The sequence below is a fragment of the Phytobacter sp. genome (assembly GCF_059074235.1).
Genome location: NZ_JCACPZ010000004.1, coordinates 452,632 through 477,992, shown reverse-complemented (window position 1 = coordinate 477,992; position 25,361 = coordinate 452,632). Strand labels below are relative to the sequence as shown.

Sequence of the window (25,361 nt, the reverse complement as noted above, 5' to 3'; positions counted from 1 at the left end):
GAATGATAAAACCGATATCCACTGTTATAACTTATTGCTTTTAGCGTGGTGAGGGGAAATGGCTCAGGTCTTCAATTTCAGTTCAGGTCCGGCAATGTTACCGGCGGATGTGCTTAAACAAGCTCAACAAGAGTTATGTGACTGGCAAGGTCTTGGTACCTCGGTGATGGAAATCAGCCACCGTGGTAAAGAATTTATCCAGGTAGCGGAAGAGGCAGAAAAGGACTTTCGTGACCTGCTGAACATCCCCTCAAACTACAAAGTTCTCTTTTGCCATGGCGGTGGTCGCGGTCAGTTTGCTGGTGTTCCTCTGAACATCCTGGGTGACAAGACGACAGCGGATTACGTTGATGCGGGTTACTGGGCGGCAAGTGCAGTAAAAGAAGCCAAAAAATACTGCACGCCGAACGTCATTGACGCCAAAATTACCGTTGACGGGCTGCGTGGCGTGAAGCCGATGAGTGAATGGCAGCTCAGCGGTAACAGTGCTTACCTGCACTACTGCCCGAACGAAACCATCGATGGCATCGCAATTGATGAAACGCCAAACTTTGGCAGCGATGTGGTTGTGGCGGCTGACTACTCTTCAACGATTCTGTCTCGTCCGCTGGATATCAGTCGTTATGGTGTGATCTATGCGGGTGCGCAGAAAAACATCGGTCCTGCCGGATTGACGCTGGTGATTGTGCGTGATGATCTGTTGGGCAAAGCGCATCAGAGTTGCCCGTCGATTCTTGATTACAGCATTCTGGCTGAAAATGACTCCATGTTTAACACCCCTCCGACCTTTGCCTGGTATCTGGCGGGTCTGGTCTTCAAATGGGTGAAAAACAATGGTGGTGTGGCGGCGATGGATAAGGTCAATCAGCAAAAAGCCGATCTGCTCTACGGTGTGATTGATGGCAGTGATTTCTACCGCAACGATGTAGCGAAAGCGAACCGCTCACGCATGAATATTCCGTTCCAGTTGGCTGATAGCGCACTGGACAAACTCTTCCTCGAAGAGTCCCTGGAAGCAGGCCTGCATGCGCTGAAAGGCCATCGTGTAGTCGGTGGCATGCGCGCTTCAATCTATAACGCGATGCCGCTGGAAGGCGTGAAAGCACTGACTGACTTTATGGCTGACTTCGAACGCCGTCGCGGTTAATCTGGTCTTTCTTCATACCCCCGTGGCCTGCTGCGGGGTTTTTTATTCCGTTTTGTTGAGAGTTAAGTTTCATGGAATCCCTGACGTTACAACCCATCGCGCGCGTTGATGGCACCATCAATCTGCCCGGCTCAAAAAGTGTCTCCAATCGCGCCTTGCTGCTGGCTGCGTTTGCTGAGGGCACCACCGTGCTGACCAACCTGCTGGACAGTGACGATGTACGCCATATGCTCAATGCGCTCAGTGCGTTGGGCGTCTCATTTACGTTGTCTGATGATCGTACTCGCTGTGAAGTCACCGGTGTTGGTGGTCCGCTGGTTTCGGACAAGCCGCTGGAGCTGTTCCTGGGGAATGCCGGTACGGCAATGCGTCCTCTGGCGGCAGCATTGTGCCTGGGCAGCAACGATCTGGTACTGACCGGCGAACCGCGCATGAAAGAGCGCCCGATTGGCCATCTGGTCGATGCGCTGCGTCAGGGTGGCGCTCTGATTGACTATCTTGAGCAAGAAAATTACCCGCCGCTGCGTTTACGTGGTGGCTTTGCTGGCGGTACCGTTGAGGTTGATGGCAGTGTTTCCAGCCAGTTCCTGACGGCATTGCTGATGACAGCTCCTCTTGCGCCGCAGGATACGACCATCACCATTAAAGGCGAGCTGGTCTCAAAACCGTATATCGACATTACGCTGCACCTGATGAAAACCTTTGGGGTTGAAGTGGACAATCAGGACTACCAGCGCTTTATTGTGCGTGGTAATCAGCGTTATCAGTCTCCGGGACACTACCTGGTGGAAGGCGATGCCTCTTCAGCTTCTTACTTCCTTGCCGCAGCAGCCGTGAAGGGCGGTACGGTGAAAGTGACGGGCATTGGTCGCAACAGCGTGCAGGGCGATATTCGTTTTGCCGACGTACTGGAAAAAATGGGTGCGCAGGTGGTGTGGGGCGATGACTTTATCTCCTGTACCCGCGGCGAGTTGAACGCCATTGATATGGATATGAACCATATCCCTGACGCGGCGATGACCATCGCGACGGCGGCGCTGTTTGCGCGTGGCACCACGACGATGCGCAACATCTACAACTGGCGTGTGAAAGAGACCGACCGTCTGTTCGCGATGGCGACTGAACTGCGTAAAGTGGGTGCCGAAGTGGAAGAGGGTGAAGACTATATTCGTGTCACGCCACCTGCTCACATCCAGTATGCAGAGATCGGTACCTACAACGATCACCGTATGGCGATGTGTTTCTCACTGGTGGCCTTGTCAGACACGCCGGTGACTATCCTCGATCCGAAATGCACGGCGAAAACTTTCCCTGACTACTTTGAGCAGCTAGCGCGCATCAGTACCCTCGCTTGATATGCCGGGCTGCTCTGTAACATATTGCAGGGTAGCCCGCACCTGTCATTTTTTGGTTATAACATCATCACCTTGTAGTGTTAGTCTTCATGCGGGTTTATCCCAATGGTGTCATTGATTAATACAAGGATGATGTAATGAAAAATAAAAAAGTACTCTTAAGTTGCCTGGTTGCGGCAACACTGATCTCTGGCTGTAAAACAATGAGTCTCGATCCTGATTCGCTGGCGAAATCAGGCATGTCTGCATATAAAGCCGCGACATTAAGCGATGCAGACGTTAAAACACTGTCAAATGAAGCGTGTGCGGAGATGGATAAGCAGAACACCGTTGCTCCGGCCTCAAGTTCTTATACCAAACGACTGGCAAAAATCTCCAAAGCGCTGGGCAGTTCCATCGACGGTACCCCGGTTAATTACAAAGTCTATGCCACTAAAGATGTGAATGCGTGGGCAATGGCCAACGGCTGTATTCGCGTTTATAGCGGCCTGATGGACATGATGACCGACAATGAAGTTGAAGCAGTGCTGGGTCATGAGATGGGACATGTTGCGTTGGGCCATACCCGTAAAGCCATGCAAACCGCGTATGCGACGCTGGCAGCGCGCGATGCCATTTCTGCGAGCAGCGCCGTCGGCGCCCAGCTTTCGAATTCTCAGCTCGGCGAACTGGGGGAGAAAATGATTAACTCCGCCTTCTCCCGTAGTCAGGAATCGGATGCTGATGACTTCTCCTACGATCTGCTTAAAAAGCGTAAGATCAGTACTCAGGGCTTAGTCACAAGCTTTGAGAAACTGGCTAAGTTGGATGCTGGTTCAGAAAAATCCATGTTTGATTCGCACCCGCCTTCAGCAGAGCGTGCTAAGCACATTCGCGATCGGATTGCGGCAGACAAAAAGTAAATAATTGTCACTTCCGGGCTGGCGTTCTGCCAGCCCTCTATAATTGCGCAAACCTTCCTCACTTAATCCTGTTCATTTCGTTATTTGCATATGAGGGTAACGGTCATTCGCGTTGCAGCGTATAATGCGCCGCGTTCACGTTAACGGTATGCCTTAATGAAGGAGAAAAAGATGACAGCAATTGCCCCGGTAATCACCATTGATGGGCCAAGCGGTGCGGGGAAAGGCACCCTGTGCAAAGCAATGGCGGAAACGTTGCAATGGCATCTACTGGATTCTGGCGCAATCTATCGTGTGCTGGCACTGGCTGCATTGCATCATCATGTTGATGTCTCTTCGGAAGAGGTTTTGGTTCCGCTGGCGGCTCACCTGGATGTGCGTTTTATTTCGACGAATGGCAATGTCGAAGTGATTCTGGAGGGTGAAGACGTAAGCGGCGAAATTCGTACACAGGAAGTAGCCAACGCTGCTTCTCAGATCGCTGCATTTCCGCGCGTTCGTGAAGCATTGTTGCGTCGTCAGCGTGCCTTCCGTGAAGCGCCGGGATTGATTGCCGACGGACGTGATATGGGGACGGTTGTTTTTCCGGATGCCCCCGTCAAAATTTTCCTTGATGCCTCATCTGAAGAGCGCGCGCATCGCCGCATGCTTCAGTTGCAGGAAAAAGGCTTTAGTGTTAACTTTGATCGCCTTTTGGCCGAGATCAAAGAACGTGACGATCGTGATCGTAACCGTCCCGTTGCGCCGCTTATTCCCGCTGCTGATGCTTTAGTACTGGATTCCACCAGTTTAAGTATTGAGCAAGTGATTGAAAAAGCGTTACAATATGCGCGCCAAAAATTGGCTCTCGCGTAAAGCGACCGAATTTGCAGTACCCCCGCAGCAATGGAGTGTTAGCGGGTATGTTAAACAACCCCATCCGGCACGGAGCCAGGTGGACGTTAAATATGAAACCTGAAGATTAAACATGACTGAATCTTTTGCTCAACTATTTGAAGAATCCTTAAAAACAATCGAAACCCGTCCGGGTTCCATCGTTCGTGGTGTTGTTGTTGCTATCGACAAAGATATCGTACTGGTTGACGCCGGTCTGAAATCTGAGTCCGCCATCCCGGCAGAGCAGTTCAAAAACGCCCAGGGCGAACTGGAAATCCAGGTTGGTGACGAAGTTGACGTTGCTCTGGATGCAGTAGAAGACGGCTTCGGTGAAACCCTGCTGTCCCGTGAGAAAGCTAAACGTCACGAAGCTTGGATCACGCTGGAAAAAGCTTACGAAGAAGCTGAAACTGTGGTCGGTGTTATCAACGGCAAAGTTAAAGGTGGCTTCACTGTTGAGCTGAATGGTATTCGTGCGTTCCTGCCAGGTTCCCTGGTTGACGTGCGTCCAGTTCGCGACACCCTGCACCTGGAAGGCAAAGAGCTTGAATTCAAAGTCATCAAGCTTGACCAGAAGCGTAACAACGTTGTTGTATCCCGTCGTGCCGTTATCGAATCCGAAAACAGCGCAGAACGCGATCAGCTGCTGGAAAACCTGCAGGAAGGCATGGAAGTCAAAGGTATCGTTAAGAACCTCACTGACTACGGCGCATTCGTTGATCTGGGCGGCGTTGATGGCCTGCTGCACATCACCGACATGGCGTGGAAACGCGTTAAGCACCCGAGCGAAATCGTAAACGTTGGCGACGAAATCACTGTTAAAGTGCTGAAGTTCGACCGCGAGCGCACTCGTGTATCCCTGGGCCTGAAACAGCTGGGCGAAGATCCTTGGGTCGCTATCGCTAAGCGTTATCCGGAAGGTACCAAACTGACTGGTCGCGTGACCAACCTGACCGACTACGGCTGCTTCGTTGAAATCGAAGAAGGCGTTGAAGGCCTGGTTCACGTTTCCGAAATGGATTGGACCAACAAAAACATCCACCCGTCCAAAGTTGTTAACGTTGGCGATGTAGTGGAAGTTATGGTTCTGGATATCGACGAAGAACGTCGTCGTATCTCCCTGGGTCTGAAGCAGTGCAAAAACAACCCATGGCAGCAGTTCGCGGAAACCCACAACAAGGGCGACCGTGTTGAAGGTAAAATCAAGTCTATCACTGACTTCGGTATCTTCATCGGCCTGGACGGCGGCATCGACGGCCTGGTTCACCTGTCTGACATCTCCTGGAACGTTACAGGCGAAGAAGCAGTTCGTGAATACAAAAAAGGCGACGAAATCGCAGCAGTTGTTCTGCAGGTTGACGCAGAGCGTGAGCGTATCTCTCTGGGCGTTAAACAGCTCGCAGAAGATCCGTTCAACAACTGGGTTGCAGTGAATAAGAAAGGCGCAATTGTAAACGGTAAAGTCACTGCAGTTGACGCTAAAGGCGCAACCGTAGAACTGGCTGACGGCGTTGAAGGTTACCTGCGCGCTTCTGAAGCTTCACGTGACCGCGTTGAAGATGCAACTCTGGTTCTGAACGTTGGTGATGATGTAGAAGCTAAATTCACCGGTGTTGATCGTAAGAACCGTGCAATCAGCCTGTCTGTACGTGCTAAAGACGAAGCTGACGAGAAAGATGCTATCGCAACTGTTAACAACAAACAGGAAGACGGTAACTTCTCTAACGCTATGGCTGAAGCCTTCAAAGCAGCTAAAGGCGAGTAATTTCTCAGCATTATTCGAGTAACGTCTGATTGTTGAATGCAAAACCCCGGTTCATTCCGGGGTAAGCAACGAAACAAATGGTTCTGTTACCCGAAGTATGATGAGGATACTTGACAGATTACAGATTTCGTCCTGTAATCAAGCACAAAGGGCGGCTACGGCCGCCCTTGTTCAAGCTGTTAAGCTAATTTGCCTTGAAGGAAACCGGAGGAATCATGACCAAGTCAGAATTGATTGAAAGACTTGCCAGCCAGCACTCGCATATTCCCGCGAAAGCCGTGGAAGATGCAGTAAAAGAGATGCTGGAGCATATGGCCTCTACTCTCGCCCAGGGTGAGCGTATTGAGATCCGCGGTTTCGGTAGTTTTTCTCTGCACTATCGTGCACCTCGCACCGGACGTAACCCAAAAACGGGCGACAAAGTGGATCTGGAAGGTAAATACGTTCCGCACTTTAAGCCGGGTAAAGAACTACGTGACCGCGCCAATATTTATGAGTAAGTTTTAATTTCTATTGAAACTTAGCCATCGCAAAAAGCACCGATAAGGTGCTTTTTTCGTTTCTGGCGTATTGCTTTGTGATAACTGGATCCGCCCCGCAAATTCCCTGTCGCCGAATGCAAAAGCGGAGATCTCCGTCAGCGGCTGCCGCAAAACTCAACATTCTGACCAGACAGTTCTGAAAGAGCCATTCACACTCGCGGCAACAAGGAGGTGTGAATGCCGTTACCCGTTCTGGCGATGTGTATCAATCTGGGATTGCTGCCGCTCTTATTTTTGCCAACCTTACCTGGTGTGCATTATCTCTGGCCCATTATCTTGCTGGCATGTTTACTGGTCATGCAGCGTCAGCATGCCCTGCGCTGTGTTGGACTGACGTTGCTGTTTTTTGCATGGGGTGTACTGGCAGCGCTACAGCAGATGTGGCCTATGGAGCAGATCCCAGGACGTAATCAGAAAGTACAGGTTGTCATCATCGATACGGATCATATGACGACCCACTATGCCAGCATCACGCATCTGAATGGTGAACGTCTCTATCCTGCATCGGGCATCGTGTTTTATGGCGAGTACTTGCCTGAGGCGGTCTGTGTTGGTCAGCAATGGGAAATGACCATCAGAGCCAGGGCTATTCACGGTCAACTCAATGACGGTGGGTTTGATACACAGCGACATGCGCTGTCCAGTCATCTACCGTTAACGGGGCGTTTTTTAAGCGCAAACATCATAAGTCGCGATTGTAGCTGGCGGGGGCTGTTCCTTAATTCACTGAAGAAGACACTTGAGCCTTTTCACTGGCAAGCGGTCATGCTGGCGTTAGGTTTAGGAGAACGTTCCTCTCTTGATGTGGATACCAGGGACATTATGCGTGAGACAGGCACTGCGCATTTGATGGCGATTTCTGGGCTGCACATCGCATTAACGGCCGTGCTGGGGGGGTTGCTTACCAGAGGAGTGCAGTTTTTCTTCCCGGCATACTGGATAAACTGGCGATTACCTCTCTATGCCGGTGCTATCTGCGCGTTTTATTACGCCTGGCTTACTGGAATGCAACCTCCTGCATTCAGAACGGCAATATCACTGGGCGTATGGGCCGCGTTGCGTCTTTCTGGTCGACAATGGAGCGCCTGGCAAGTCTGGAGTTGTTGTGTCGCTGGTATCTTGTTTGTCGATCCCATCGCGATATTGTCGCAAAGTTTGTGGCTTTCCGCTTTTGCCGTAGCTGCACTTATTTTTTGGTATCAGTGGTTACCGCTCAAGACGGATGCAATGGCATGGTGGTATCGCTGGTTAATCAATTTGCTGTATTTGCAGGCGGGTATGACATTGTTATTGCTACCGTTGCAGATTCTCTCATTTCATGGCGTGAGCGTGAGTTCGCTGGTGGCCAACTTACTGGCAGTACCGCTAGTGACATTTGTAACCGTTCCGCTGATTTTAGCAGGAATGTTACTTCATCTTACGGGGCCACAATTTGTTGAGAGTGTTCTCTGGTCTGCTTCTGACGGCTCGCTGGAATTTCTGTTTTGGTTCTTACGCATCTTACCGCCAGGATGGGTAAATGTTGATGCACGTTGGCTCGGCCTGGGTGGCTTCCCCTGGTTGCTTCTGATTGCTATGCGCTTAAATCTTTATCGATCAGTACCCTTGCTTTGTCTTGCCGTAATGACCGCACTGATCTTTCCTCTTTTTCGTAGTTCGCCACCAGGCATCTGGCGTGTGCATATGCTGGATGTGGGGCAGGGGCTTGCAATGGTTATTGAACGCAATGGTAAGGCCATTCTTTACGACACGGGCTTAGCCTGGCCGGGCGGAGACAGTGCAAAACAGCTTATTGTTCCCTGGCTTCGCTGGCACAATCTGCAACCCGAAGGGATTATCCTGAGCCATGAGCATCTTGATCATAGAGGTGGTCTCAACACTCTTTTGCGCGCCTGGCCTGAAATGTGGGTGAGAAGTCCTTTAGGCTGGGAGAATCATCGCCCCTGTTTTCGTGGAGAAACCTGGCAATGGCAAGGCCTGACGTTCAGTGCACACTGGCCAGTGAAGGATGCGCCGATGCGGGGTAACAATGTCTCCTGTGTGGTGAAAGTCGATGACGGGAAACAGAGCGTTTTACTCACGGGTGACATCGAAACACCCGCGGAACTGGCAATGATGAGCCATTACTGGCAGCATCTTAGGGCAACCCTTATTCAGGTGCCTCATCATGGCAGCAATACGTCTTCCGCCACCCCGTTTATTCAGCGAGTCAGTGGCGAGGCCGCGCTGGTATCCGCTTCACGGTATAATTCCTGGCGATTGCCCTCAGCCAAAGTGAAAAAAAGGTACCTCGAACAAGCGTACGCCTGGTATGACACCCCGCATCATGGACAGCTTACGGCTTCATTTTCCCCTGATGGGTGGGAAATCGTGAGCTTACGAATGCAAATTTTGCCTCGTTGGTATCATCAGTGGTTTGGCGTACCTGGCGATAACGGGTAGAATATGCGGCTATTTCAACAAGTGCTGGTTTTTTGAATGCATAACGACAAAGATCTCTCAACATGGCAAACATTCCGCCGCCTCTGGCCCATGATTGCGCCGTTTAAAGCGGGGTTGTTCGTCTCGGGAGTAGCGTTAATCCTCAACGCAGCCAGCGATACCTTCATGCTATCGCTTCTTAAACCGTTACTGGATGATGGTTTTGGCAAAACGGACCGTTCAGTGCTGCTGTGGATGCCACTGGTGGTTATCGGGCTGATGATTTTACGCGGCATCACCAGCTACATCTCAAGCTACTGTATCTCGTGGGTTTCCGGCAAAGTGGTCATGACCATGCGCCGTCGTTTGTTTAGCCACATGATGGGCATGCCTGTCTCCTATTTTGATAAACAATCGACCGGGACACTGTTGTCACGTATTACCTATGACTCCGAGCAGGTTGCGTCGTCATCGTCCAGCGCCTTGATTACCGTTGTGCGCGAAGGGGCCTCGATCATTGGCCTGTTCATCATGATGTTCTATTACAGCTGGCAGCTGTCGGTCATTTTGATTGTCCTTGCGCCTGTCGTCTCATTTGCCATTCGTGTGGTGTCAAAACGCTTCCGTAATATCAGTAAGAATATGCAGAACACCATGGGGCAGGTGACCACCAGTGCAGAACAGATGCTGAAAGGGCATAAAGAAGTGCTGATGTTTGGTGGTCAGGAAGTTGAGACCAGCCGCTTTGATAAAGTCAGCAACAAAATGCGTCTGCAGGGCATGAAAATGGTCTCTGCATCATCTATCTCTGATCCGATTATTCAGCTGATTGCTTCACTGGCACTGGCGTTCGTACTGTATGCCGCGAGCTTCCCAAGCGTCATGGAAACGCTGACTGCGGGTACGATTACTGTTGTCTTCTCTTCAATGATTGCACTGATGCGTCCGCTCAAGTCGTTGACTAACGTCAATGCCCAGTTCCAGCGCGGTATGGCGGCATGTCAGACTCTGTTTGCGATTCTGGACAGCGAGCAGGAAAAAGATGAAGGCAAACTGGTCATTGAACGTGCGCAGGGCGACATTGAATTCCGCAATGTAACTTTCACTTACCCTGGCCGTGAAACACCGGCGCTACGCAACATCAACTTGAAAATCCCGGCAGGGAAGACCGTCGCACTGGTTGGGCGCTCCGGTTCCGGTAAGTCAACGATGGCCAGTTTGATCACGCGTTTTTACGACATCGATGAAGGCGAAATCCTCATGGATGGCCACGATTTGCGCGAGTACAAATTGACCTCATTGCGTAATCAGGTCGCTCTGGTATCGCAAAATGTCCATCTTTTCAATGACACCGTTGCGAACAACATTGCTTATGCCCGCACGGATGAGTTCGATCGCGAGCAAATCGAGCAAGCGGCAAAAATGGCCTATGCCATGGACTTCATCCGTAAAATGGATAACGGCCTGGACACCATTATTGGCGAGAACGGCGTATTGCTCTCCGGCGGTCAGCGCCAGCGTATCGCCATTGCCCGCGCCTTGCTGCGTGACAGCCCAATCCTGATTCTTGATGAAGCGACATCCGCGCTGGATACCGAATCTGAGCGTGCGATTCAGGCGGCACTCAACGAACTGCAGAAAAACAGGACGTCGCTGGTTATCGCGCACCGACTGTCTACCATTGAACAGGCTGATGAAATTGTCGTTGTCGAAGATGGTCGCATTGTTGAACGTGGTAGCCATGCCGAACTGCTGGAGCACCGCGGCGTTTACGCACAATTGCATAAAATGCAGTTTGGCGAATGATAGCGCGAATCTGGTCCGGCGAATCACCGCTCTGGCTGCTCTTATTGCCGCTTTCCTGGCTGTATGGCCTGGTAAGTGGCATGATTCGGCTGAGCTGGCGGTGGGGGTTGAGAAAGCCCTGGCGTGCGCCGGTACCTGTCGTCGTGGTGGGTAATCTCACCGCGGGTGGTAATGGTAAAACGCCCGTTGTGATCTGGCTGGTGGAGCAACTGCAGCAGCGTGGTATTCGCGTAGGCGTTGTTTCACGCGGGTATGGCGGTAAAGCACCTCAGTACCCACTGGTGCTAGCTCCTGAGACCACAACGGCGCAAGCTGGCGATGAGCCGGTGTTGATTTATCAGCGTACGGGCGCGCCTGTTGCGGTATCACCTGTCCGTGTTGACGCCGTACAGGCACTGCTGGATCATGATCCGGTACAAATTGTTATCACTGACGATGGTCTACAGCATTATCGGCTGCACCGTGATAAAGAGATTGTGGTCATTGATGGCGTCCGCCGTTTCGGTAATGGCTGGTGGTTACCGGCAGGTCCAATGCGCGAACGGGCATCACGTCTGAAAACAGTCGATGCCGTGATCACCAACGGTGGCGTGACTTTGGGCTCGGAAATTGCTATGCAGCTGGAGCCCGGACAGGCAGTCAATCTGCGCACTGGCGAGCGCCGTGATGTTCGCGAATTACAGCATCTGGTTGCGATGGCGGGTATCGGTCATCCTCCGCGTTTTTTTGCTACGCTTGCTCAGTGTGGCGTGACGCCTGAGCTGACCGTTGCGCTGGCCGACCACCAGGCGCTGTCACATGCGGATGTCGCAAAACTATTGAAAGCAGGGCAGACGCTGATCATGACGGAAAAAGACGCCGTGAAATGCCGCGATTTTGCAGAAGAAAACTGGTGGTATCTGCCTGTTGATGCTCATCTTGCGCATGAGCAAGCAGAAAAACTGCTGCAGGAATTGTTAACCCTGGTGCATTAACGCTCTGGCGGCTGCACCTCGTTTTAGACCGGGAAGCCTATGTCAGTGCCGCAAATTTCATTGCAAGTCGCCCGTAATCTCCATCTTGCCGCCCAGGGGTTACTTCGAAAACCGACGCGAAAAGCAAAGCCGGGAGATATTCTCTCTACCATCCAGCGCATGTCATTGCTGCAAATCGATACCATCAATATTGTCGCCAGAAGCCCCTACCTTGTACTGTTCAGTCGTCTCGGTCACTATTCTCCGCAATGGTTGGATGAGGCGCTAAGCCGCGGCGAGCTGATGGAGTACTGGGCGCACGAAGCCTGCTTTTTACCGCGCAGCGATTTTCAGTTGATTCGTCATCGGATGCTTGCGCCTGACAACATGGGCTGGAAATACCGTAAAGAGTGGATGCATGAACATGCGCAAGAGATTGACGCTCTGCTAACGCATATTCACCACAACGGCCCGGTTCGCTCTGCTGATTTTGAACATCCGCGTAAAGGTGCAAGTGGCTGGTGGGAATGGAAGCCACATAAACGCCATCTTGAAGGGCTGTTCACTGCGGGTAAGGTGATGGTGATTGAGCGGCGCAATTTCCAACGCGTCTACGATCTCACCACACGCGTCATGCCACACTGGGATGATGAACGCGACCTCTTGTCCCAAGCGGATGCAGAACACTTGATGTTGGTAAACAGCGTCCGTAGCCTCGGTGTTTTTCGCGCACAATGGCTGGCTGACTACTATCGCCTGCGCCAACCAGCCTTACCTGTCTTACTTGAAAAATTGCAGGAAGAAAATGTCATCGTGCCGGTGGATGTTGAAACCCTCGGCCCGGCCTGGCTGCATACCGATCTGTTGCCATTGCTGGAACAGAATATCGCCGGAAAATTAACCGCCACCCACAGTGCCGTGCTTTCGCCTTTTGACCCGGTGGTATGGGATCGTAAACGGGCTGAGCAACTTTTCAACTTTAGCTACCGGCTCGAGTGCTACACGCCCGCGGCAAAACGCCAGTTCGGATACTTCGTGTTACCGCTGCTTCACCGCGGCCGTCTTGTGGGGCGAATGGATGCCAAAATGCATCGCAAAGAGGGCGTCCTTGAAGTTATCGCGCTCTATCTTGAATCTGACGTGAAACCGGGCCAGGCTCTCGAAAAAGGGCTTTCTGGCGCCATTGCTGAATTTGCTCGCTGGCAGGGCGCGCAGCGTATCACCTTTGGTCATCTACCAGACGGCATGTTTGCCCAAATACGTCACGGACTGGAAATTGCCCCGGTCTGATCAACGATTATGTTAATATTTAACGATTAAACGTCCGGTTTTATCAGGAGAAAATATGGATCATCGGTTGCTGGAAATCATTGCCTGCCCGGTTTGCAACGGCAAACTGTATTACAGTCAGGACAAACAAGAGTTAATCTGCAAGCTGGATAGTCTCGCTTATCCGGTGCGCGAAGGGATCCCGGTACTGTTAGAAGTTGAAGCCCGTCCACTGACAGAAGAAGAGAACCGCCCATGAGCTTTGTCGTCATTATTCCCGCTCGCTATGCCTCGACCCGCTTGCCAGGTAAGCCATTAGTCGACATTAACGGCAAGCCGATGGTGGTACATGTGCTAGAGCGCGCCAGAGAGTCGGGCGCAGCGCGTGTGATTGTGGCGACCGATCATGCTGATGTGGCGAAAGCCGTTGAAGCCGCCGGGGGCGAGGTGTGTATGACGCGTGCCGATCATCAGTCCGGTACAGAGCGTCTTGCGGAAGTGGTCGAGAAGTGTGGCTTCAGTGATGATACGGTGATTGTGAACGTGCAGGGGGATGAGCCGATGATCCCATCGGCCATTATTCGTCAGGTCGCGGAAAACCTGGCGGCACGCTCGGTTGGGATGGCAACACTCGCCGCGCCTATTCACAGCGCAGAAGAAGCCTTTAATCCAAATGCGGTAAAAGTGGTGCTGGATGCGGAAGGCTATGCCCTCTATTTCTCCCGCGCCACCATTCCCTGGGATCGTGACCGTTTTGCGGTTTCCAAAGAAACTATCGGCAATACGTTGCTTCGTCATCTGGGGATCTACGGTTATCGCGCAGGTTTTATCCGTCGCTACGTAAACTGGGAAGCCAGCCCGCTGGAAAATATTGAAATGCTTGAGCAACTTCGCGTGCTCTGGTACGGCGAGAAAATCCATGTTGCCGTCGCCGCTGAGATCCCAGGCACTGGCGTTGACACCCCGGAAGATCTGGCGCGCGTTCGCGCTGAAATGCACTAATTTCTCCTTTCATCCCCTCCGCCCGGAGGGGATTTGCATTTTTCCACCAGATTCTCATCCTGATTTGATCTCATCAGGGTGACATCCCTCTGACTGGCGCTCATTATAAAAGCAGTGGTCTTCATGAGGGTAATCTTATATGGAACAACTGCGCGCAGAACTGAGCCACCTGTTGGGTGAAAGGCTGAGCCGAATGGAATGTGTCAGTGAACGACCTGACACGGCGTTGTGGTCGCTTTATGACAGCCAGGGAAATGCGATGCCACTGCTGGCGAGAAGCTTTACCACTCCTGGACTGGCGCGACAGCTGGCGTGGAAAATCTCAATGCTGGCGCGCAGTGGCACCGTACGTATGCCAGTGGTCTATGGCGTGATGACCCATGAAGAGCACCCCGGCCCGGATGTCCTTCTCATTGAGCGGCTGCGTGGTGTGCCCGTCGAAGCACCAGCACGCACGCCTGAACGCTGGGAGCAACTCAAAGATCAGATTGTTGAGGGGCTTTTGGCCTGGCATCGGCAGGACAGTCGGGGTTGTGTCGGTATGGTCGACAGCACCCAGGAAAATATCTGGCCCTCGTGGTTCCGACAGCGCGTCGAAGTTCTCTGGTCGACGCTCAATCAGTACCAAAATACTGGGTTAACCATGCAGGATAAGCGGATTCTGTTCAGAACCCGTGAGTGTCTGCCCGCGCTGTTTGACGGTTTTAATGACAACTGCGTGCTGGTGCATGGTCATTTTAACCTGCGCAGTATGCTCAAAGACGCGCGTAGTGACCAACTGCTGGCGATGGTCGGCCCAGGCATTATGCTCTGGGCCCCACGTGAATATGAACTGTTCCGTCTGGCGGATGGGCCTCTCTCTGAAGGGCTGCTCTGGCACTACCTCCAGCGAGCGCCTGTCTCGGAGGCTTTTATGTGGCGACGCTGGCTGTATCTGCTGTGGGATGAAGTGGCGCAACTGGTCAATACCGGTCAGTTCAATCGCAGCAGCTTCGATTTAGCCTCAAAATCACTCCTGCCCTGGCTCGCCTGAATCCCCTTTAAGCCACTGCCAGATTCGCCCCAGCGTTTCGTATCCGACCCGGTCACTGTGCATCAGCCAGACCGGGGAGGGGATGACACGTTCCCAGGGATTGAGCGGGGAATCGATCGCCAGTTGATTCGCTGGAGCGGGAAGTGGGTGCAATCCGGCCTGACGGAAGAAAATGACTGCCCGTGGCATATGCGACGCGGATGTCACTAACAAGAAAGGCACATCCCCAATCGCTTGCTTCACGGCGGCGGCCTCTTCTTCGGTATCTTTAGGCTTATCCAGCGTGATGATTTCGCTACGCGGAACGCCGAGACTTTCTGCCACGCGTGCACCCACTTCCGCGGTACTCACCGGGTTTGTTTTCGCGGCTGCACCGGTAAAGATCAATTTAGCCCCGGGGTTTTCTCGCCATAAACGGATCCCTTCATTAAGGCGAGGCAGGCTGTTGTTAATGAGATTGGAACTGGGGGCCCAATTATCGTTCCAGGTGTAACCGCCGCCCAGAATCACCACGTACTTCACCTGTTCACCGCCGCGCCAGGTCGGGTAGCTGCTTTCGAGCGGTCGGAGCATTTTGTCGGCAACGGGCTGCAAACTGATGAGCAATAAGACCAGCCAACTTAGGGTGATGAGACCTTTTCCGGCCTTCTGCCAGCGGCTAAACCAGACCAGTAACAGCCCCATGCCAATCAGAAGCAACAAAAGGGGCAGGGGTAACATCAGGCCACCAATGTATTTTTTGAGGGTGAAAAGCACGGCTTCCGTCTCCTTTTTGACCATATAGCTAGCGTTTCACGGCGATCTTACACCAGGTGGGTTCATTCTCCGCACGGCTGTGACAAAATAGCGGTTTTGTCAGGATCGTGGAGCAGTCATGAAGGATCGTAATTTCGACGGCATCGCGGAAAAGTTCTCGCGTAATATTTATGGCACGACAAAGGGCCAACTGCGTCAGGCGATCCTCTGGCAAGATCTGGAGACCTTGCTTTCCGGGTTTGGCGAGAAAAAACTTCGTGTGTTGGATGCTGGCGGAGGCGAAGGACAGACGGCAATACAGATGGCGCAACGGGGCCATCATGTCACTTTGTGCGACGTCTCCCAGGAGATGATTGCCCGCGCAAAAGTGGCGGCAGAAGAGAAAGGTGTGAGCGGTAACATGCATTTTGTACAATGCGCCGCTCAGGATATTGCACAGCATTTGGAATCGTCGGTTGATCTGATATTGTTCCATGCGGTGCTTGAATGGGTTGCTGAACCTGAGAGTGTTTTACGTACGCTGTGGTCAGTTCTGTCTCCGGGTGGTGCGCTGTCGTTGATGTTCTACAATGCAAACGGCCTGCTGATGCGCAATATGGTCGTGGGCAATTTCGACTACGTGCTGGCAGGAATGCCTAAGAAGAAAAAGCGTACCTTGTCCCCGGATTATCCGCGCCATCCGGATGAGGTCTATGGCTGGCTCAAAGAGATTGGCTGGCATATTACCGGGAAAACCGGTGTCCGCGTTTTTCATGATTACCTGCGAGACAAACAGCAGCAGCATGACTGCTATGCCGCATTACTGGAACTTGAAACGCAATATTGTCGTCAGGAGCCCTATGTTAGCCTGGGTCGTTATATTCACGTGACCGCGCTCAAGCCGCAGAGAGATGAAAGGATGAACGATGAGTGAATTTTCCCAGACGGTTCCCGAACTGGTTGCCTGGGCCAGAAAAAATGATTTTTCCATCGCATTGCCGGTGGACAGACTCTCATTTTTGCTGGCGGTCGCCACGTTAAACAGTGAACGACTGGATGGTGAAATGAGCGAAGGAGAGCTGGTGGATGCGTTTCGCCATGTCAGCGACGCGTTCGAGCAAAGCAGTGAAACCATCACCCAACGCGCCAACAACGCCATCAACGATATGGTGCGTCAGCGCTTATTAAACCGTTTTACCAGCGAGCTTACCGAAGGCAATGCTATCTATCGCCTGACCCCACTGGGGATCGGGATCACGGACTACTATATTCGCCAGCGTGAATTTTCCACGCTGCGTCTCTCCATGCAGCTTTCCATTGTGGCCGGGGAATTAAAACGTGCCGCCGATGCTGCAGATGAAGGCGGGGATGAATTCCACTGGCACCGCAATGTGTATGCGCCATTGAAATACTCCGTGGCGGAGATCTTCGACAGCATCGATTTGACGCAGCGCGTGATGGACGAGCAGCAGCAACTGGTGAAAGACGATATTGCCCAGCTCTTGAACAAAGACTGGCGCGCGGCGATTTCAAGCTGCGAACTTTTACTGTCAGAAACTTCCGGTACGCTGCGAGAACTGCAGGACACGCTGGATGCGGCGGGGGATAAACTGCAGGCGAACCTGTTGCAAATTCAGGATGCGATCCTGGCCCACAACGACCTTGAGTTCATCGATCGCCTGGTTTTCGATCTGCAAAGCAAGCTGGACCGTATTGTCAGTTGGGGCCAACAGGCCATCGACTTGTGGATCGGTTATGACCGCCACGTGCACAAATTTATCCGTACTGCGATTGATATGGACAAAAACCGCGTGTTTGCCCAGCGTCTGCGCCAGTCCGTTCAGTCCTATTTCGATGCTCCCTGGGCGCTCACCTATGCCAACGCCGACAGGTTACTGGATATGCGTGATGAAGAGATGACATTGCGCGATGAAGAGGTGATGGGGGAGCTTCCTCCGGATCTGGAGTTCGAAGAATTCAACGAAATTCGCGAACAACTTGCGGCGATGATCGAAGAACAGTTGGCTATCTATAAAACCAGAGAAACCCCACTGGATCTCGGCCTGGTTGTACGCGAATATCTGCTGCGATACCCACGTGCGCGGCACTTTGATGTTGCAAGGATCGTCATTGATCAGGCGGTGCGCCTTGGCGTGGCGCAAGCAGACTTCACCGGACTGCCACCAAAATGGCAGCCGATTAATGATTACGGAGCCAAGGTACAGGCACATGTCATTGACAAATATTGAACAAATGATGCCGGTTAAACTGGCCCAGGCACTCTCGAATTCCCTTTTTCCGGCACTCGACAGCGCGTTGCGCTCAGGCCGTCATATCGGTCTTGATGAGCTGGATAATCACGCTTTCTTGATGGATTTTCAGGAGTATCTGGAAGAGTTCTACGCCCGGTATAACGTAGAGTTACTGCGTGCACCGGAAGGTTTTTTCTACCTGCGTCCGCGTTCCACAACGCTGATCCCACGTTCGGTGCTGTCTGAGCTGGATATGATGGTGGGTAAAATTCTCTGCTACCTCTATCTCAGCCCGGAGCGTCTGGCCAACGAAGGGATTTTCACCCAGCAGGAACTTTATGACGAACTCCTGTCATTAGCTGACGAAAGTCGCCTGCTGAAGTTGGTGAATAACCGCTCAACCGGTTCTGACCTTGATCGACAGAAATTGCAGGAAAAAATGCGTTCCTCCCTTAATCGCCTGCGCCGTCTTGGCATGGTCTGGTTTATGGGAAATGACAGCAGCAAGTTCCGGATAACTGAATCCGTGTTCCGCTTTGGTGCTGATGTGCGCTCCGGAGACGATGCCCGTGAAGCGCAGCGTCGCTTAATCCGTGATGGTGAAGCTATGCCTGTCGAAAATCACCTGCAGCTCAATGATGAGCCAGAAGAGAGCCAGCCGGATAGTGGAGAGGAAGAATAATGATTGATCGCGGTAAATTTCGCTCACTGACGCTGATTAACTGGAACGGTTTCTTTGCCCGCACGTTTGACCTGGATGAGCTGGTCACCACCTTATCCGGGGGTAACGGTGCGGGTAAGTCCACCACCATGGCCGCTTTTGTCACGGCACTGATTCCCGATCTGACGCTACTTCATTTCCGTAATACCACGGAAGCGGGGGCAACCTCGGGTTCCAGAGATAAAGGCCTGCACGGTAAATTAAAAGCCGGCGTCTGTTATGCCGTGTTGGACGTGATCAACTCTCGTCATCAGCGTGTGCTGGTCGGGGTGCGTTTACAGCAGGTCGCAGGCCGCGACCGTAAAGTCGACATCAAACCTTTTGCAATCCAGGGGCTGCCGACCGCCTTTTTACCGACACAATTGCTGACGGAAACACTCAACGAACGTCAGGCACGTGTGCTGCCTTTGCAGGAAGTAAAAGACAAACTCGATGCGATGGAAGGGGTGCAGTTTAAGCAATTTAACTCCATCACCGACTACCATGCGCTGATGTTTGATTTGGGGATTGTTGCCCGCCGTCTGCGTACTGCATCTGACCGTAGCAAGTTCTACCGCCTGATTGAAGCCTCGCTCTACGGCGGTATCTCGAGTGCAATTACGCGTTCTTTGCGCGACTACCTGTTGCCTGAAAACAGTGGTGTACGTAAGGCCTTCCAGGACATGGAAGCGGCACTGAGAGAGAACCGAATGACGCTTGAAGCCATTCGTGTTACTCAGTCGGACCGTGACCTGTTCAAGCACCTGATCAGCGAAGCCACTAACTATGTGGCGGCGGATTATATGCGCCATGCTAATGAGCGTCGCATCCATCTGGATAAAGCCATCACCGATCGTCGCGATCTCTTCTCTTCACGCCAACAGCTGGCGGCTGAACAGTACAAGCATGTTGATATGGCACGCGAACTGGCTGAGCAGAATGGTGCAGAGGGCGACCTGGAAGCCGATTATCAGGCGGCCAGCGATCACCTGAATCTGGTGCAGACAGCACTGCGTCAGCAGGAAAAAATTGAGCGCTATGAGTCGGATCTGGAAGAGTTGCAGATTCGCCTTGAAGAGCAAACTGAAGTGGTTGCCGAGGCAGCCGATCGTCAGGAAGAGAACGAAGCTCGCGCAGAAGCGGCTGAGCTGGAAGTGGATGAGCTGAAAAATCAGCTTGCCGATTACCAGCAGGCGCTGGATGTGCAGCAAACCCGAGCCATTCAATATAACCAGGCATTGCAGGCCCTCCAGCGTGCCAGAGATCTGTGTAAATTGCCGGATCTGACGTCAGAAACGGCGGATGAATGGCTGGAAACCTTCCAGGCGAAAGAGCTCGAAGCGACTGAAAAATTACTGGTGCTGGATCAACGCATGAGCGTGGCACAAACGGCGCACAGCCAGTTTGAGCAGGCCTACCAGCTAGTTGTTGCGATTAACGGTCCGCTGGCGCGTGGCGATGCCTGGAATGTGGCGCGTGACCTGCTGCGTGACAGCGCCAACCAGCGCCACCATGCGGGTGAAGCGCAATCACTGCGTATGCGTCTCAATGAGCTTGAACAGCGTCTGCGTGAGCAGCAGGAAGCCGAGCGACTGCTGGCTGAGTTTTGCAAACGCCAGGGCAAAAAATATGATGCCGAAGAGCTTGAGTCGTTGCATCAGGAGCTGGAAGCACAAATTGCAGTGCTGTCGGAGCAGGTTTCCACCGCAGGCGAACAGCGTATGGCGCTACGCCAGGAGCAGGAACAGCTGCAGTCACGTATTCAGACGCTGACTCAGCGTGCGCCAGTCTGGCTGGCGGCGCAGAGCAGCCTGACGCAACTGTGTGAACAGAGTGGTGAGCAGTTTGAATCCGGTCAGGATGTGACCGAATACCTCCAGCAATTGCTGGAGCGTGAGCGTGAAGCCATCGTGGAACGCGATGAGGTTGGCGCGCGCAAACGAGCGGTAGATGAAGAAATTGAACGCCTGAGCCAGCCTGGCGGGGCAGAAGATGGTCGCCTGAACACCCTCGCCGAACGTTTCGGGGGCGTGCTGCTGTCAGAAATCTATGACGACGTCAGCCTGGAAGATGCGCCGTATTATTCTGCGCTTTATGGCCCTTCACGCCATGCCATCGTCGTCCCGGATTTATCGCTGGTGTCGGAACTGTTGGAAGGCCTGGACGACTGCCCGGAAGATCTCTATTTGATTGAAGGGGACCCGCAGTCTTTCGATGACAGCGTTTTCGGTGTGGATGAACTGGAAAAAGCTGTTGTCGTGAAAATTGCTGACCGGCAGTGGCGTTATTCGCGCTTCCCTTCTGTACCGTTGTTTGGTCGTGCCGCGCGTGAAAGCCGTATCGAGAGCCTCCACGCTGAGCGCGAAGAGCTGTCTGAACGCTTTGCTACTCTGTCTTTCGATGTGCAAAAAACGCAGCGTCTGCACCAGGCCTTCAGCCGCTTTATCGGCAGTCACCTGTCGGTGGCATTTGACGCCGATCCGGAAGCGGAAATTCGCACCCTCAACATCCGCCGTGGTGAGCTGGAGCGGGCAATCAGTGCGCATGAAAATGATAACCAGCAAAACCGTACGCAGTTCGAGCAAGCGAAAGAGGGCGTGGCGCAGCTTAACCGTCTCCTGCCACGTCTGAGCCTGCTGGCGGATGAGACGCTTGCTGACCGCGTTGACGAGATTCAGGAACGTCTGGACGAAGCGCAGGAAGCCGCTCGCTTCATCCAACAGTTTGGCAACCAACTGGCGAAGCTCGAACCGGTGGTTTCCGTACTGCAAAACGATCCGGAACAGTTTGAACAGTTAAAAGAAGATTATGCGTTGTCGCAACAAGCGCAACGAGATGCCCGTCAGCAGGCCTTTGCCCTGACGGAAGTGGTTCAGCGTCGTGCGCACTTTAGCTATTCCGATTCTGCGGAAATGCTCAGCGGTAACAACGACCTTAACGAGAAATTGCGCCAACGTCTGGAGCAGGCGGAAGCCGAACGTAGCCGTACGCGTGAAGCGCTGCGTAGCCATGCGGCTCAGCTCAGTCAGTACAATCAGGTCATGGCGTCGCTGAAAAGCTCCTTTGATACTAAAAAAGAGTTGCTTAACGATCTGCAAAAAGAACTGCAGGATATCGGTGTCCGTGCGGACAGCGGTGCGGAAGAGCGTGCACGGATTCGTCGTGATGAGCTCCATGCCCAGCTTTCCGGCAACCGTGCGCGCCGTAATCAGCTCGAAAAAGCGCTGACGTTCTGTGAAGCGGAAATGGATAACCTGACCCGCAAATTGCGCCGTCTGGAGCGTGATTATCACGAAGTGCGTGAACAAGTGGTGACCGCCAAAGCGGGCTGGTGCGCGGTTATGCGGATGGTGAAAGAGAATGGCGTTGAACGTCGTCTCCACCGCCGTGAACTGGCCTATCAATCTGGCGACGAACTGCGTTCGATGTCGGATAAAGCGTTGGGTGCATTGCGCCTTGCGGTGGCGGACAACGAACATCTGCGCGACGTTCTGCGCATGTCGGAAGATCCGAAGCGCCCAGAGCGCAAGATTCAGTTCTTCGTGGCGGTTTATCAGCATCTGCGTGAACGTATTCGTCAGGATATTATCCGTACTGATGATCCAGTCGAAGCCATCGAGCAGATGGAAATTGAACTGAGTCGTCTGACGGAAGAGTTAACCTCCCGCGAACAGAAACTGGCCATCAGCTCCCGCAGTGTGGCGAACATTATTCGTAAAACCATCCAGCGCGAGCAGAACCGTATCCGTGTGCTGAACCAGGGGCTGCAAAGTGTCTCCTTTGGTCAGGTGAACAGCGTTCGACTGAATGTGAACGTACGTGAAACCCACGCGACCTTGCTGACAGTGCTTTCTGAGCAACATGAACAGCATCAGGATCTGTTTAACAGCAACCGTCTGACCTTCTCGGAAGCGCTGGCGAAGCTGTACCAGCGCCTGAACCCGCAGATTGACCTTGGGCAGCGTACGCCGCAAACCATCGGTGAAGAGTTACTGGATTATCGTAACTATCTGGAAATGGAAGTTGAGGTTAATCGTGGTTCAGACGGCTGGTTACGTGCGGAATCTGGTGCGCTCTCTACTGGGGAAGCGATCGGTACCGGGATGTCGATTCTGGTCATGGTGGTGCAGAGCTGGGAAGACGAATCACGTCGTCTGCGTGGTAAAGACATCTCTCCATGCCGACTGCTGTTCCTGGATGAAGCTGCGCGCCTTGATGCCCGTTCCATTGCCACTTTGTTCGAACTGTGTGAACGCCTGGAGATGCAGCTGATTATCGCGGCTCCGGAAAATATCAGTCCGGAGAAAGGGACAACCTATAAGCTGGTACGTAAGGTTGTGCACAATAACGAGCATGTGCATGTCGTCGGCCTGCGCGGTTTTGCCGCTCAGTTACCGGAAACCCTACCTGGAACGGCTGACGCATCCTGACGGTCTCATCGTTTATAAGGGCGGCAGAAATGCCGCCCTTTTTCTTTTCTGAAACAGGTCCGCTGAGCGGCCACCAGTCTTTAAACTTCTTTACATTTGGCAAGGCAAATGCTTTTTTGTCTTTATATAATTAGATGAAGACTGAAGTGTTTTTGGTTTACTGAGAAACAGGGGGCAAGGGATGTTGCTTATGAAGTCGTATGGTCGTCGGATGTCCGCATTAGGTTTATGCCTGACATTCGTACTCGCTCCGCTGTTTAGTGCACAGGCTGATGAGCCTGAAGTAGTACCCGTTGATAGTTCAGCAACACTGGGCGATCAACCCACTGCGTTAACCCAGCCGCTGGCGCAATCTCCTGCTACGGCGATGATGGCTGGGTTGGCGCCTTTCCCGATGGCAAACGCTGCAGCAAATGCTCGCACGTCGCTGCAAAGTGTATTACCCGCTAACTGGACTCCTGTCTATATGAACTCTCTCGCTGCGTTGTACGCAGCCCGGGAGATGAAACCATTGTGGGAGAATCGTGAGGCCGTTCAGGCATTTCAGCAGCAACTTGCTGAAGTTGCTATTGCCGGCTTTCAGCCGCAGTTTACTGCATGGGTTGAATTACTCACCGACCCGGGTGTGACGGGTATGGCAAGGGATGTGGTGCTCTCAGATGCAATGATGGGCTACCTGCACTTTGTTGCCAGTATCCCCGTGAAAGGTAATCGCTGGCTCTACAGTAGCAAACCTTACGCTATGGACATGCCTCCGCTGTCGGTCATCAACCAATGGCAGGTGGCGCTGGACAACGGCGACGTCTCCCGTTTTATCACCAGCCTTGCGCCTCGGCATCCGCAATATAGTGCTCTGCATCAGTCCTTGCTGACGCTGGTGGCGGACAATAATCCGTGGCCGCAGCTTACGGCAACAACCTCACTGCGCCCAGGTCAGTGGAGCAACGATGTGCCTGCGCTACGCGAGATTTTACAGCGTAGTGGCATGATGGATGAGCAGCCTAAAATCGCGTTGCCAGGTGATACCGCGACGGATGCAGTGGTGAGCCCTTCAGCCATTGCGGTTGATGCGAAGCAATCAGCGACACCGGCTCCGTTGCAGCAGGCTAAAAAAGGCCAGCCAGCAACGACGTTACGCAGCGAGTATGATCGCAAACTGGTTGAGGCCGTAAAACGCTTCCAGACTGCGCAAGGCTTACACGCTGATGGCGTGATTGGCACCGCAACGCGTGACTGGCTTAACGTTACCCCTGCACAGCGTGCGGGCGTACTGGCCCTCAACATCCAGCGCCTTCGTCTGCTGCCGGGTAAATTATCCACGGGCATTATGGTGAACATTCCGGAATACTCACTGGTCTATTACCTGAACGGTAATGAGGTGCTTGCGTCACGGGTGATCGTGGGGCGTCCGGATCGTAAAACGCCAATGATGAGCAGTGCGCTTAACAATGTGGTCGTTAACCCACCGTGGAATGTGCCGCCGACGCTGGCGCGCAAAGATATTTTGCCTAAAGTCTGGAACGACCCAGGCTACCTCGAACGTCACGGCTATACCGTAATGCGAGGCTGGAACAGTAAAGAGGCGATCGACCCCGGGATGGTCGACTGGGCAACCATCACACCATCCAATCTGCCATTCCGCTTCCAGCAGGCGCCAGGAGCGCAGAACTCACTTGGACGCTACAAATTCAATATGCCGAGTTCTGACGCCATTTATCTGCATGACACGCCGAACCATAACCTGTTCCAGAAAGACGCGCGTGCGTTGAGTTCTGGCTGCGTGAGGGTGAATAAAGCCTCGGAACTGGCCAATATGTTGTTGCAGGATGCAGGCTGGAATGATTCACGCATTTCCGACGCGCTAAAAGAAGGGGATACCCGCTACGTTAATATTCGTCAGAATATTCCCGTTAATCTTTATTATTTGACTGCATTTGTAGGTGCTGATGGGCGTACACAATATCGTACAGATATTTACAATTACGATCTGACGGCGCGATCCGGTGCACAAATTCTGGCGAAAGCTGAACAATTAATCAGGTAAATGAAGACGTTCTGAAAACATCGTTGTCGTAATACCTGGGGGAAATGGGCCTGATATGCTGTAAGGCCCGTCTTTCCTGGGGTCAGGCTGCCTTGACGTGGGCGTTTTTGCCCGGTAAGGTGCCTTTCG

The 25,361-nt window shown here is 52.8% G+C and carries 19 protein-coding genes; 18 read left to right on the top strand and 1 reads right to left on the bottom strand.

The genetic code is table 11. From position 1 onward, the window contains the following. The first annotated feature begins 58 nt into the window (after positions 1-58). From serC to AC5JPW_RS06255, 13 genes are all read left to right on the top strand, one after another. Positions 59-1,147, top strand: a complete 1,089-nt coding sequence (gene serC, locus AC5JPW_RS06315; RefSeq protein WP_494238972.1) for a 3-phosphoserine/phosphohydroxythreonine transaminase — start codon at positions 59-61, stop codon at positions 1,145-1,147. Between the two features lie 71 nt (positions 1,148-1,218). Continuing rightward, on the top strand, positions 1,219-2,502 hold the full coding sequence (gene aroA, locus AC5JPW_RS06310; protein WP_494238970.1) for a 3-phosphoshikimate 1-carboxyvinyltransferase: 1,284 nt from the start codon (positions 1,219-1,221) through the stop codon (positions 2,500-2,502). Positions 2,503-2,639: 137 nt separating this feature from the next. After that, positions 2,640-3,404 (top strand): metalloprotease LoiP, encoded by a 765-nt coding sequence (gene loiP, locus AC5JPW_RS06305; protein ID WP_494238968.1) that lies wholly within the window; start codon positions 2,640-2,642, stop codon positions 3,402-3,404. Positions 3,405-3,575: 171 nt separating this feature from the next. Next, complete coding sequence (cmk, locus tag AC5JPW_RS06300; RefSeq protein WP_494238966.1) at positions 3,576-4,259, top strand: (d)CMP kinase; 684 nt, start codon at positions 3,576-3,578, stop codon at positions 4,257-4,259. Positions 4,260-4,371: 112 nt separating this feature from the next. Continuing rightward, positions 4,372-6,045 carry a 30S ribosomal protein S1 gene (gene rpsA, locus AC5JPW_RS06295; protein WP_494238964.1) on the top strand — a complete coding sequence of 558 codons (1,674 nt, stop codon included), beginning with the start codon at positions 4,372-4,374 and terminating at the stop codon, positions 6,043-6,045. Between the two features lie 215 nt (positions 6,046-6,260). Then, the gene (gene ihfB, locus AC5JPW_RS06290; protein ID WP_437431301.1) at positions 6,261-6,545 is read left to right on the top strand and encodes an integration host factor subunit beta; all 285 of its coding nucleotides are present in this window, start codon (positions 6,261-6,263) and stop codon (positions 6,543-6,545) included. 219 nt (positions 6,546-6,764) lie between these two features. Continuing rightward, on the top strand, positions 6,765-9,029 hold the full coding sequence (locus tag AC5JPW_RS06285) for a ComEC family protein (RefSeq protein ID WP_494238961.1): 2,265 nt from the start codon (positions 6,765-6,767) through the stop codon (positions 9,027-9,029). A gap of 36 nt (positions 9,030-9,065) precedes the next feature. Continuing rightward, positions 9,066-10,814, top strand: coding sequence for a lipid A ABC transporter ATP-binding protein/permease MsbA (msbA, locus tag AC5JPW_RS06280; RefSeq protein WP_494238959.1), 1,749 nt, complete (start codon positions 9,066-9,068; stop codon positions 10,812-10,814). Next, entirely contained in the window at positions 10,811-11,788 is a 978-nt protein-coding gene (gene lpxK, locus AC5JPW_RS06275; RefSeq protein ID WP_494238957.1) for a tetraacyldisaccharide 4'-kinase, read from the top strand. Before msbA ends, lpxK begins: the two co-directional genes overlap by 4 nt. Before the next feature lie 39 nt (positions 11,789-11,827). Next, positions 11,828-13,057, top strand: a complete 1,230-nt coding sequence (locus tag AC5JPW_RS06270; protein ID WP_494238955.1) for a winged helix-turn-helix domain-containing protein — start codon at positions 11,828-11,830, stop codon at positions 13,055-13,057. A gap of 55 nt (positions 13,058-13,112) precedes the next feature. After that, the gene (locus AC5JPW_RS06265) at positions 13,113-13,295 is read left to right on the top strand and encodes a Trm112 family protein (protein WP_494238953.1); all 183 of its coding nucleotides are present in this window, start codon (positions 13,113-13,115) and stop codon (positions 13,293-13,295) included. Beyond that, complete coding sequence (kdsB, locus tag AC5JPW_RS06260) at positions 13,292-14,038, top strand: 3-deoxy-manno-octulosonate cytidylyltransferase (protein ID WP_494238951.1); 747 nt, start codon at positions 13,292-13,294, stop codon at positions 14,036-14,038. Before AC5JPW_RS06265 ends, kdsB begins: the two co-directional genes overlap by 4 nt. A gap of 139 nt (positions 14,039-14,177) precedes the next feature. After that, entirely contained in the window at positions 14,178-15,071 is an 894-nt protein-coding gene (locus AC5JPW_RS06255; protein ID WP_494238949.1) for a YcbJ family phosphotransferase, read from the top strand. On the opposite strand, the gene elyC is transcribed toward AC5JPW_RS06255, so the two are convergent. After that, positions 15,048-15,827 (bottom strand): envelope biogenesis factor ElyC, encoded by a 780-nt coding sequence (gene elyC, locus AC5JPW_RS06250; RefSeq protein ID WP_494238947.1) that lies wholly within the window; start codon positions 15,825-15,827, stop codon positions 15,048-15,050. The genes AC5JPW_RS06255 and elyC overlap by 24 nt on opposite strands. A gap of 118 nt (positions 15,828-15,945) precedes the next feature. Here elyC and cmoM point away from each other — a divergent pair, with 118 nt between their 5' ends. The 5 genes from cmoM to ldtD all read left to right on the top strand — a co-directional run bounded on the left by cmoM (position 15,946) and on the right by ldtD (position 25,232). Continuing rightward, complete coding sequence (cmoM, locus tag AC5JPW_RS06245) at positions 15,946-16,740, top strand: tRNA uridine 5-oxyacetic acid(34) methyltransferase CmoM (protein ID WP_494238945.1); 795 nt, start codon at positions 15,946-15,948, stop codon at positions 16,738-16,740. Next, positions 16,733-18,055, top strand: coding sequence for a chromosome partition protein MukF (mukF, locus tag AC5JPW_RS06240; RefSeq protein ID WP_494238943.1), 1,323 nt, complete (start codon positions 16,733-16,735; stop codon positions 18,053-18,055). The genes cmoM and mukF overlap by 8 nt, the downstream gene beginning before the upstream one ends. Beyond that, positions 18,036-18,740, top strand: a complete 705-nt coding sequence (gene mukE / locus AC5JPW_RS06235; RefSeq protein ID WP_494238941.1) for a chromosome partition protein MukE — start codon at positions 18,036-18,038, stop codon at positions 18,738-18,740. Before mukF ends, mukE begins: the two co-directional genes overlap by 20 nt. Next, positions 18,740-23,188, top strand: a complete 4,449-nt coding sequence (mukB, locus tag AC5JPW_RS06230) for a chromosome partition protein MukB (RefSeq protein WP_494238939.1) — start codon at positions 18,740-18,742, stop codon at positions 23,186-23,188. The genes mukE and mukB overlap by 1 nt, the downstream gene beginning before the upstream one ends. A gap of 181 nt (positions 23,189-23,369) precedes the next feature. Further along, a complete protein-coding gene (gene ldtD, locus AC5JPW_RS06225; protein WP_494238937.1) occupies positions 23,370-25,232 on the top strand; it encodes a L,D-transpeptidase in 1,863 nt (620 codons plus the stop codon). Positions 25,233-25,361: the final 129 nt, after the last annotated feature.

What these genes read in the sequence shown, in the direction of transcription:
- ihfB (WP_437431301.1), top strand. Translation starts at nt 6,261, where the DNA reads ATGACCAAGTCAGAATTGATTGAAAGACTTGCCAGCCAGCACTCGCAT.
- serC (WP_494238972.1), top strand. Translation starts at nt 59, where the DNA reads ATGGCTCAGGTCTTCAATTTCAGTTCAGGTCCGGCAATGTTACCGGCG.
- AC5JPW_RS06270 (WP_494238955.1), top strand. Translation starts at nt 11,828, where the DNA reads ATGTCAGTGCCGCAAATTTCATTGCAAGTCGCCCGTAATCTCCATCTT.
- rpsA (WP_494238964.1), top strand. Translation starts at nt 4,372, where the DNA reads ATGACTGAATCTTTTGCTCAACTATTTGAAGAATCCTTAAAAACAATC.
- mukE (WP_494238941.1), top strand. Translation starts at nt 18,036, where the DNA reads ATGTCATTGACAAATATTGAACAAATGATGCCGGTTAAACTGGCCCAG.
- aroA (WP_494238970.1), top strand. Translation starts at nt 1,219, where the DNA reads ATGGAATCCCTGACGTTACAACCCATCGCGCGCGTTGATGGCACCATC.
- msbA (WP_494238959.1), top strand. Translation starts at nt 9,066, where the DNA reads ATGCATAACGACAAAGATCTCTCAACATGGCAAACATTCCGCCGCCTC.
- cmk (WP_494238966.1), top strand. Translation starts at nt 3,576, where the DNA reads ATGACAGCAATTGCCCCGGTAATCACCATTGATGGGCCAAGCGGTGCG.
- lpxK (WP_494238957.1), top strand. Translation starts at nt 10,811, where the DNA reads ATGATAGCGCGAATCTGGTCCGGCGAATCACCGCTCTGGCTGCTCTTA.
- AC5JPW_RS06255 (WP_494238949.1), top strand. Translation starts at nt 14,178, where the DNA reads ATGGAACAACTGCGCGCAGAACTGAGCCACCTGTTGGGTGAAAGGCTG.
- AC5JPW_RS06265 (WP_494238953.1), top strand. Translation starts at nt 13,113, where the DNA reads ATGGATCATCGGTTGCTGGAAATCATTGCCTGCCCGGTTTGCAACGGC.
- loiP (WP_494238968.1), top strand. Translation starts at nt 2,640, where the DNA reads ATGAAAAATAAAAAAGTACTCTTAAGTTGCCTGGTTGCGGCAACACTG.
- ldtD (WP_494238937.1), top strand. Translation starts at nt 23,370, where the DNA reads ATGTTGCTTATGAAGTCGTATGGTCGTCGGATGTCCGCATTAGGTTTA.
- mukB (WP_494238939.1), top strand. Translation starts at nt 18,740, where the DNA reads ATGATTGATCGCGGTAAATTTCGCTCACTGACGCTGATTAACTGGAAC.
- kdsB (WP_494238951.1), top strand. Translation starts at nt 13,292, where the DNA reads ATGAGCTTTGTCGTCATTATTCCCGCTCGCTATGCCTCGACCCGCTTG.
- AC5JPW_RS06285 (WP_494238961.1), top strand. Translation starts at nt 6,765, where the DNA reads ATGCCGTTACCCGTTCTGGCGATGTGTATCAATCTGGGATTGCTGCCG.
- mukF (WP_494238943.1), top strand. Translation starts at nt 16,733, where the DNA reads ATGAGTGAATTTTCCCAGACGGTTCCCGAACTGGTTGCCTGGGCCAGA.
- cmoM (WP_494238945.1), top strand. Translation starts at nt 15,946, where the DNA reads ATGAAGGATCGTAATTTCGACGGCATCGCGGAAAAGTTCTCGCGTAAT.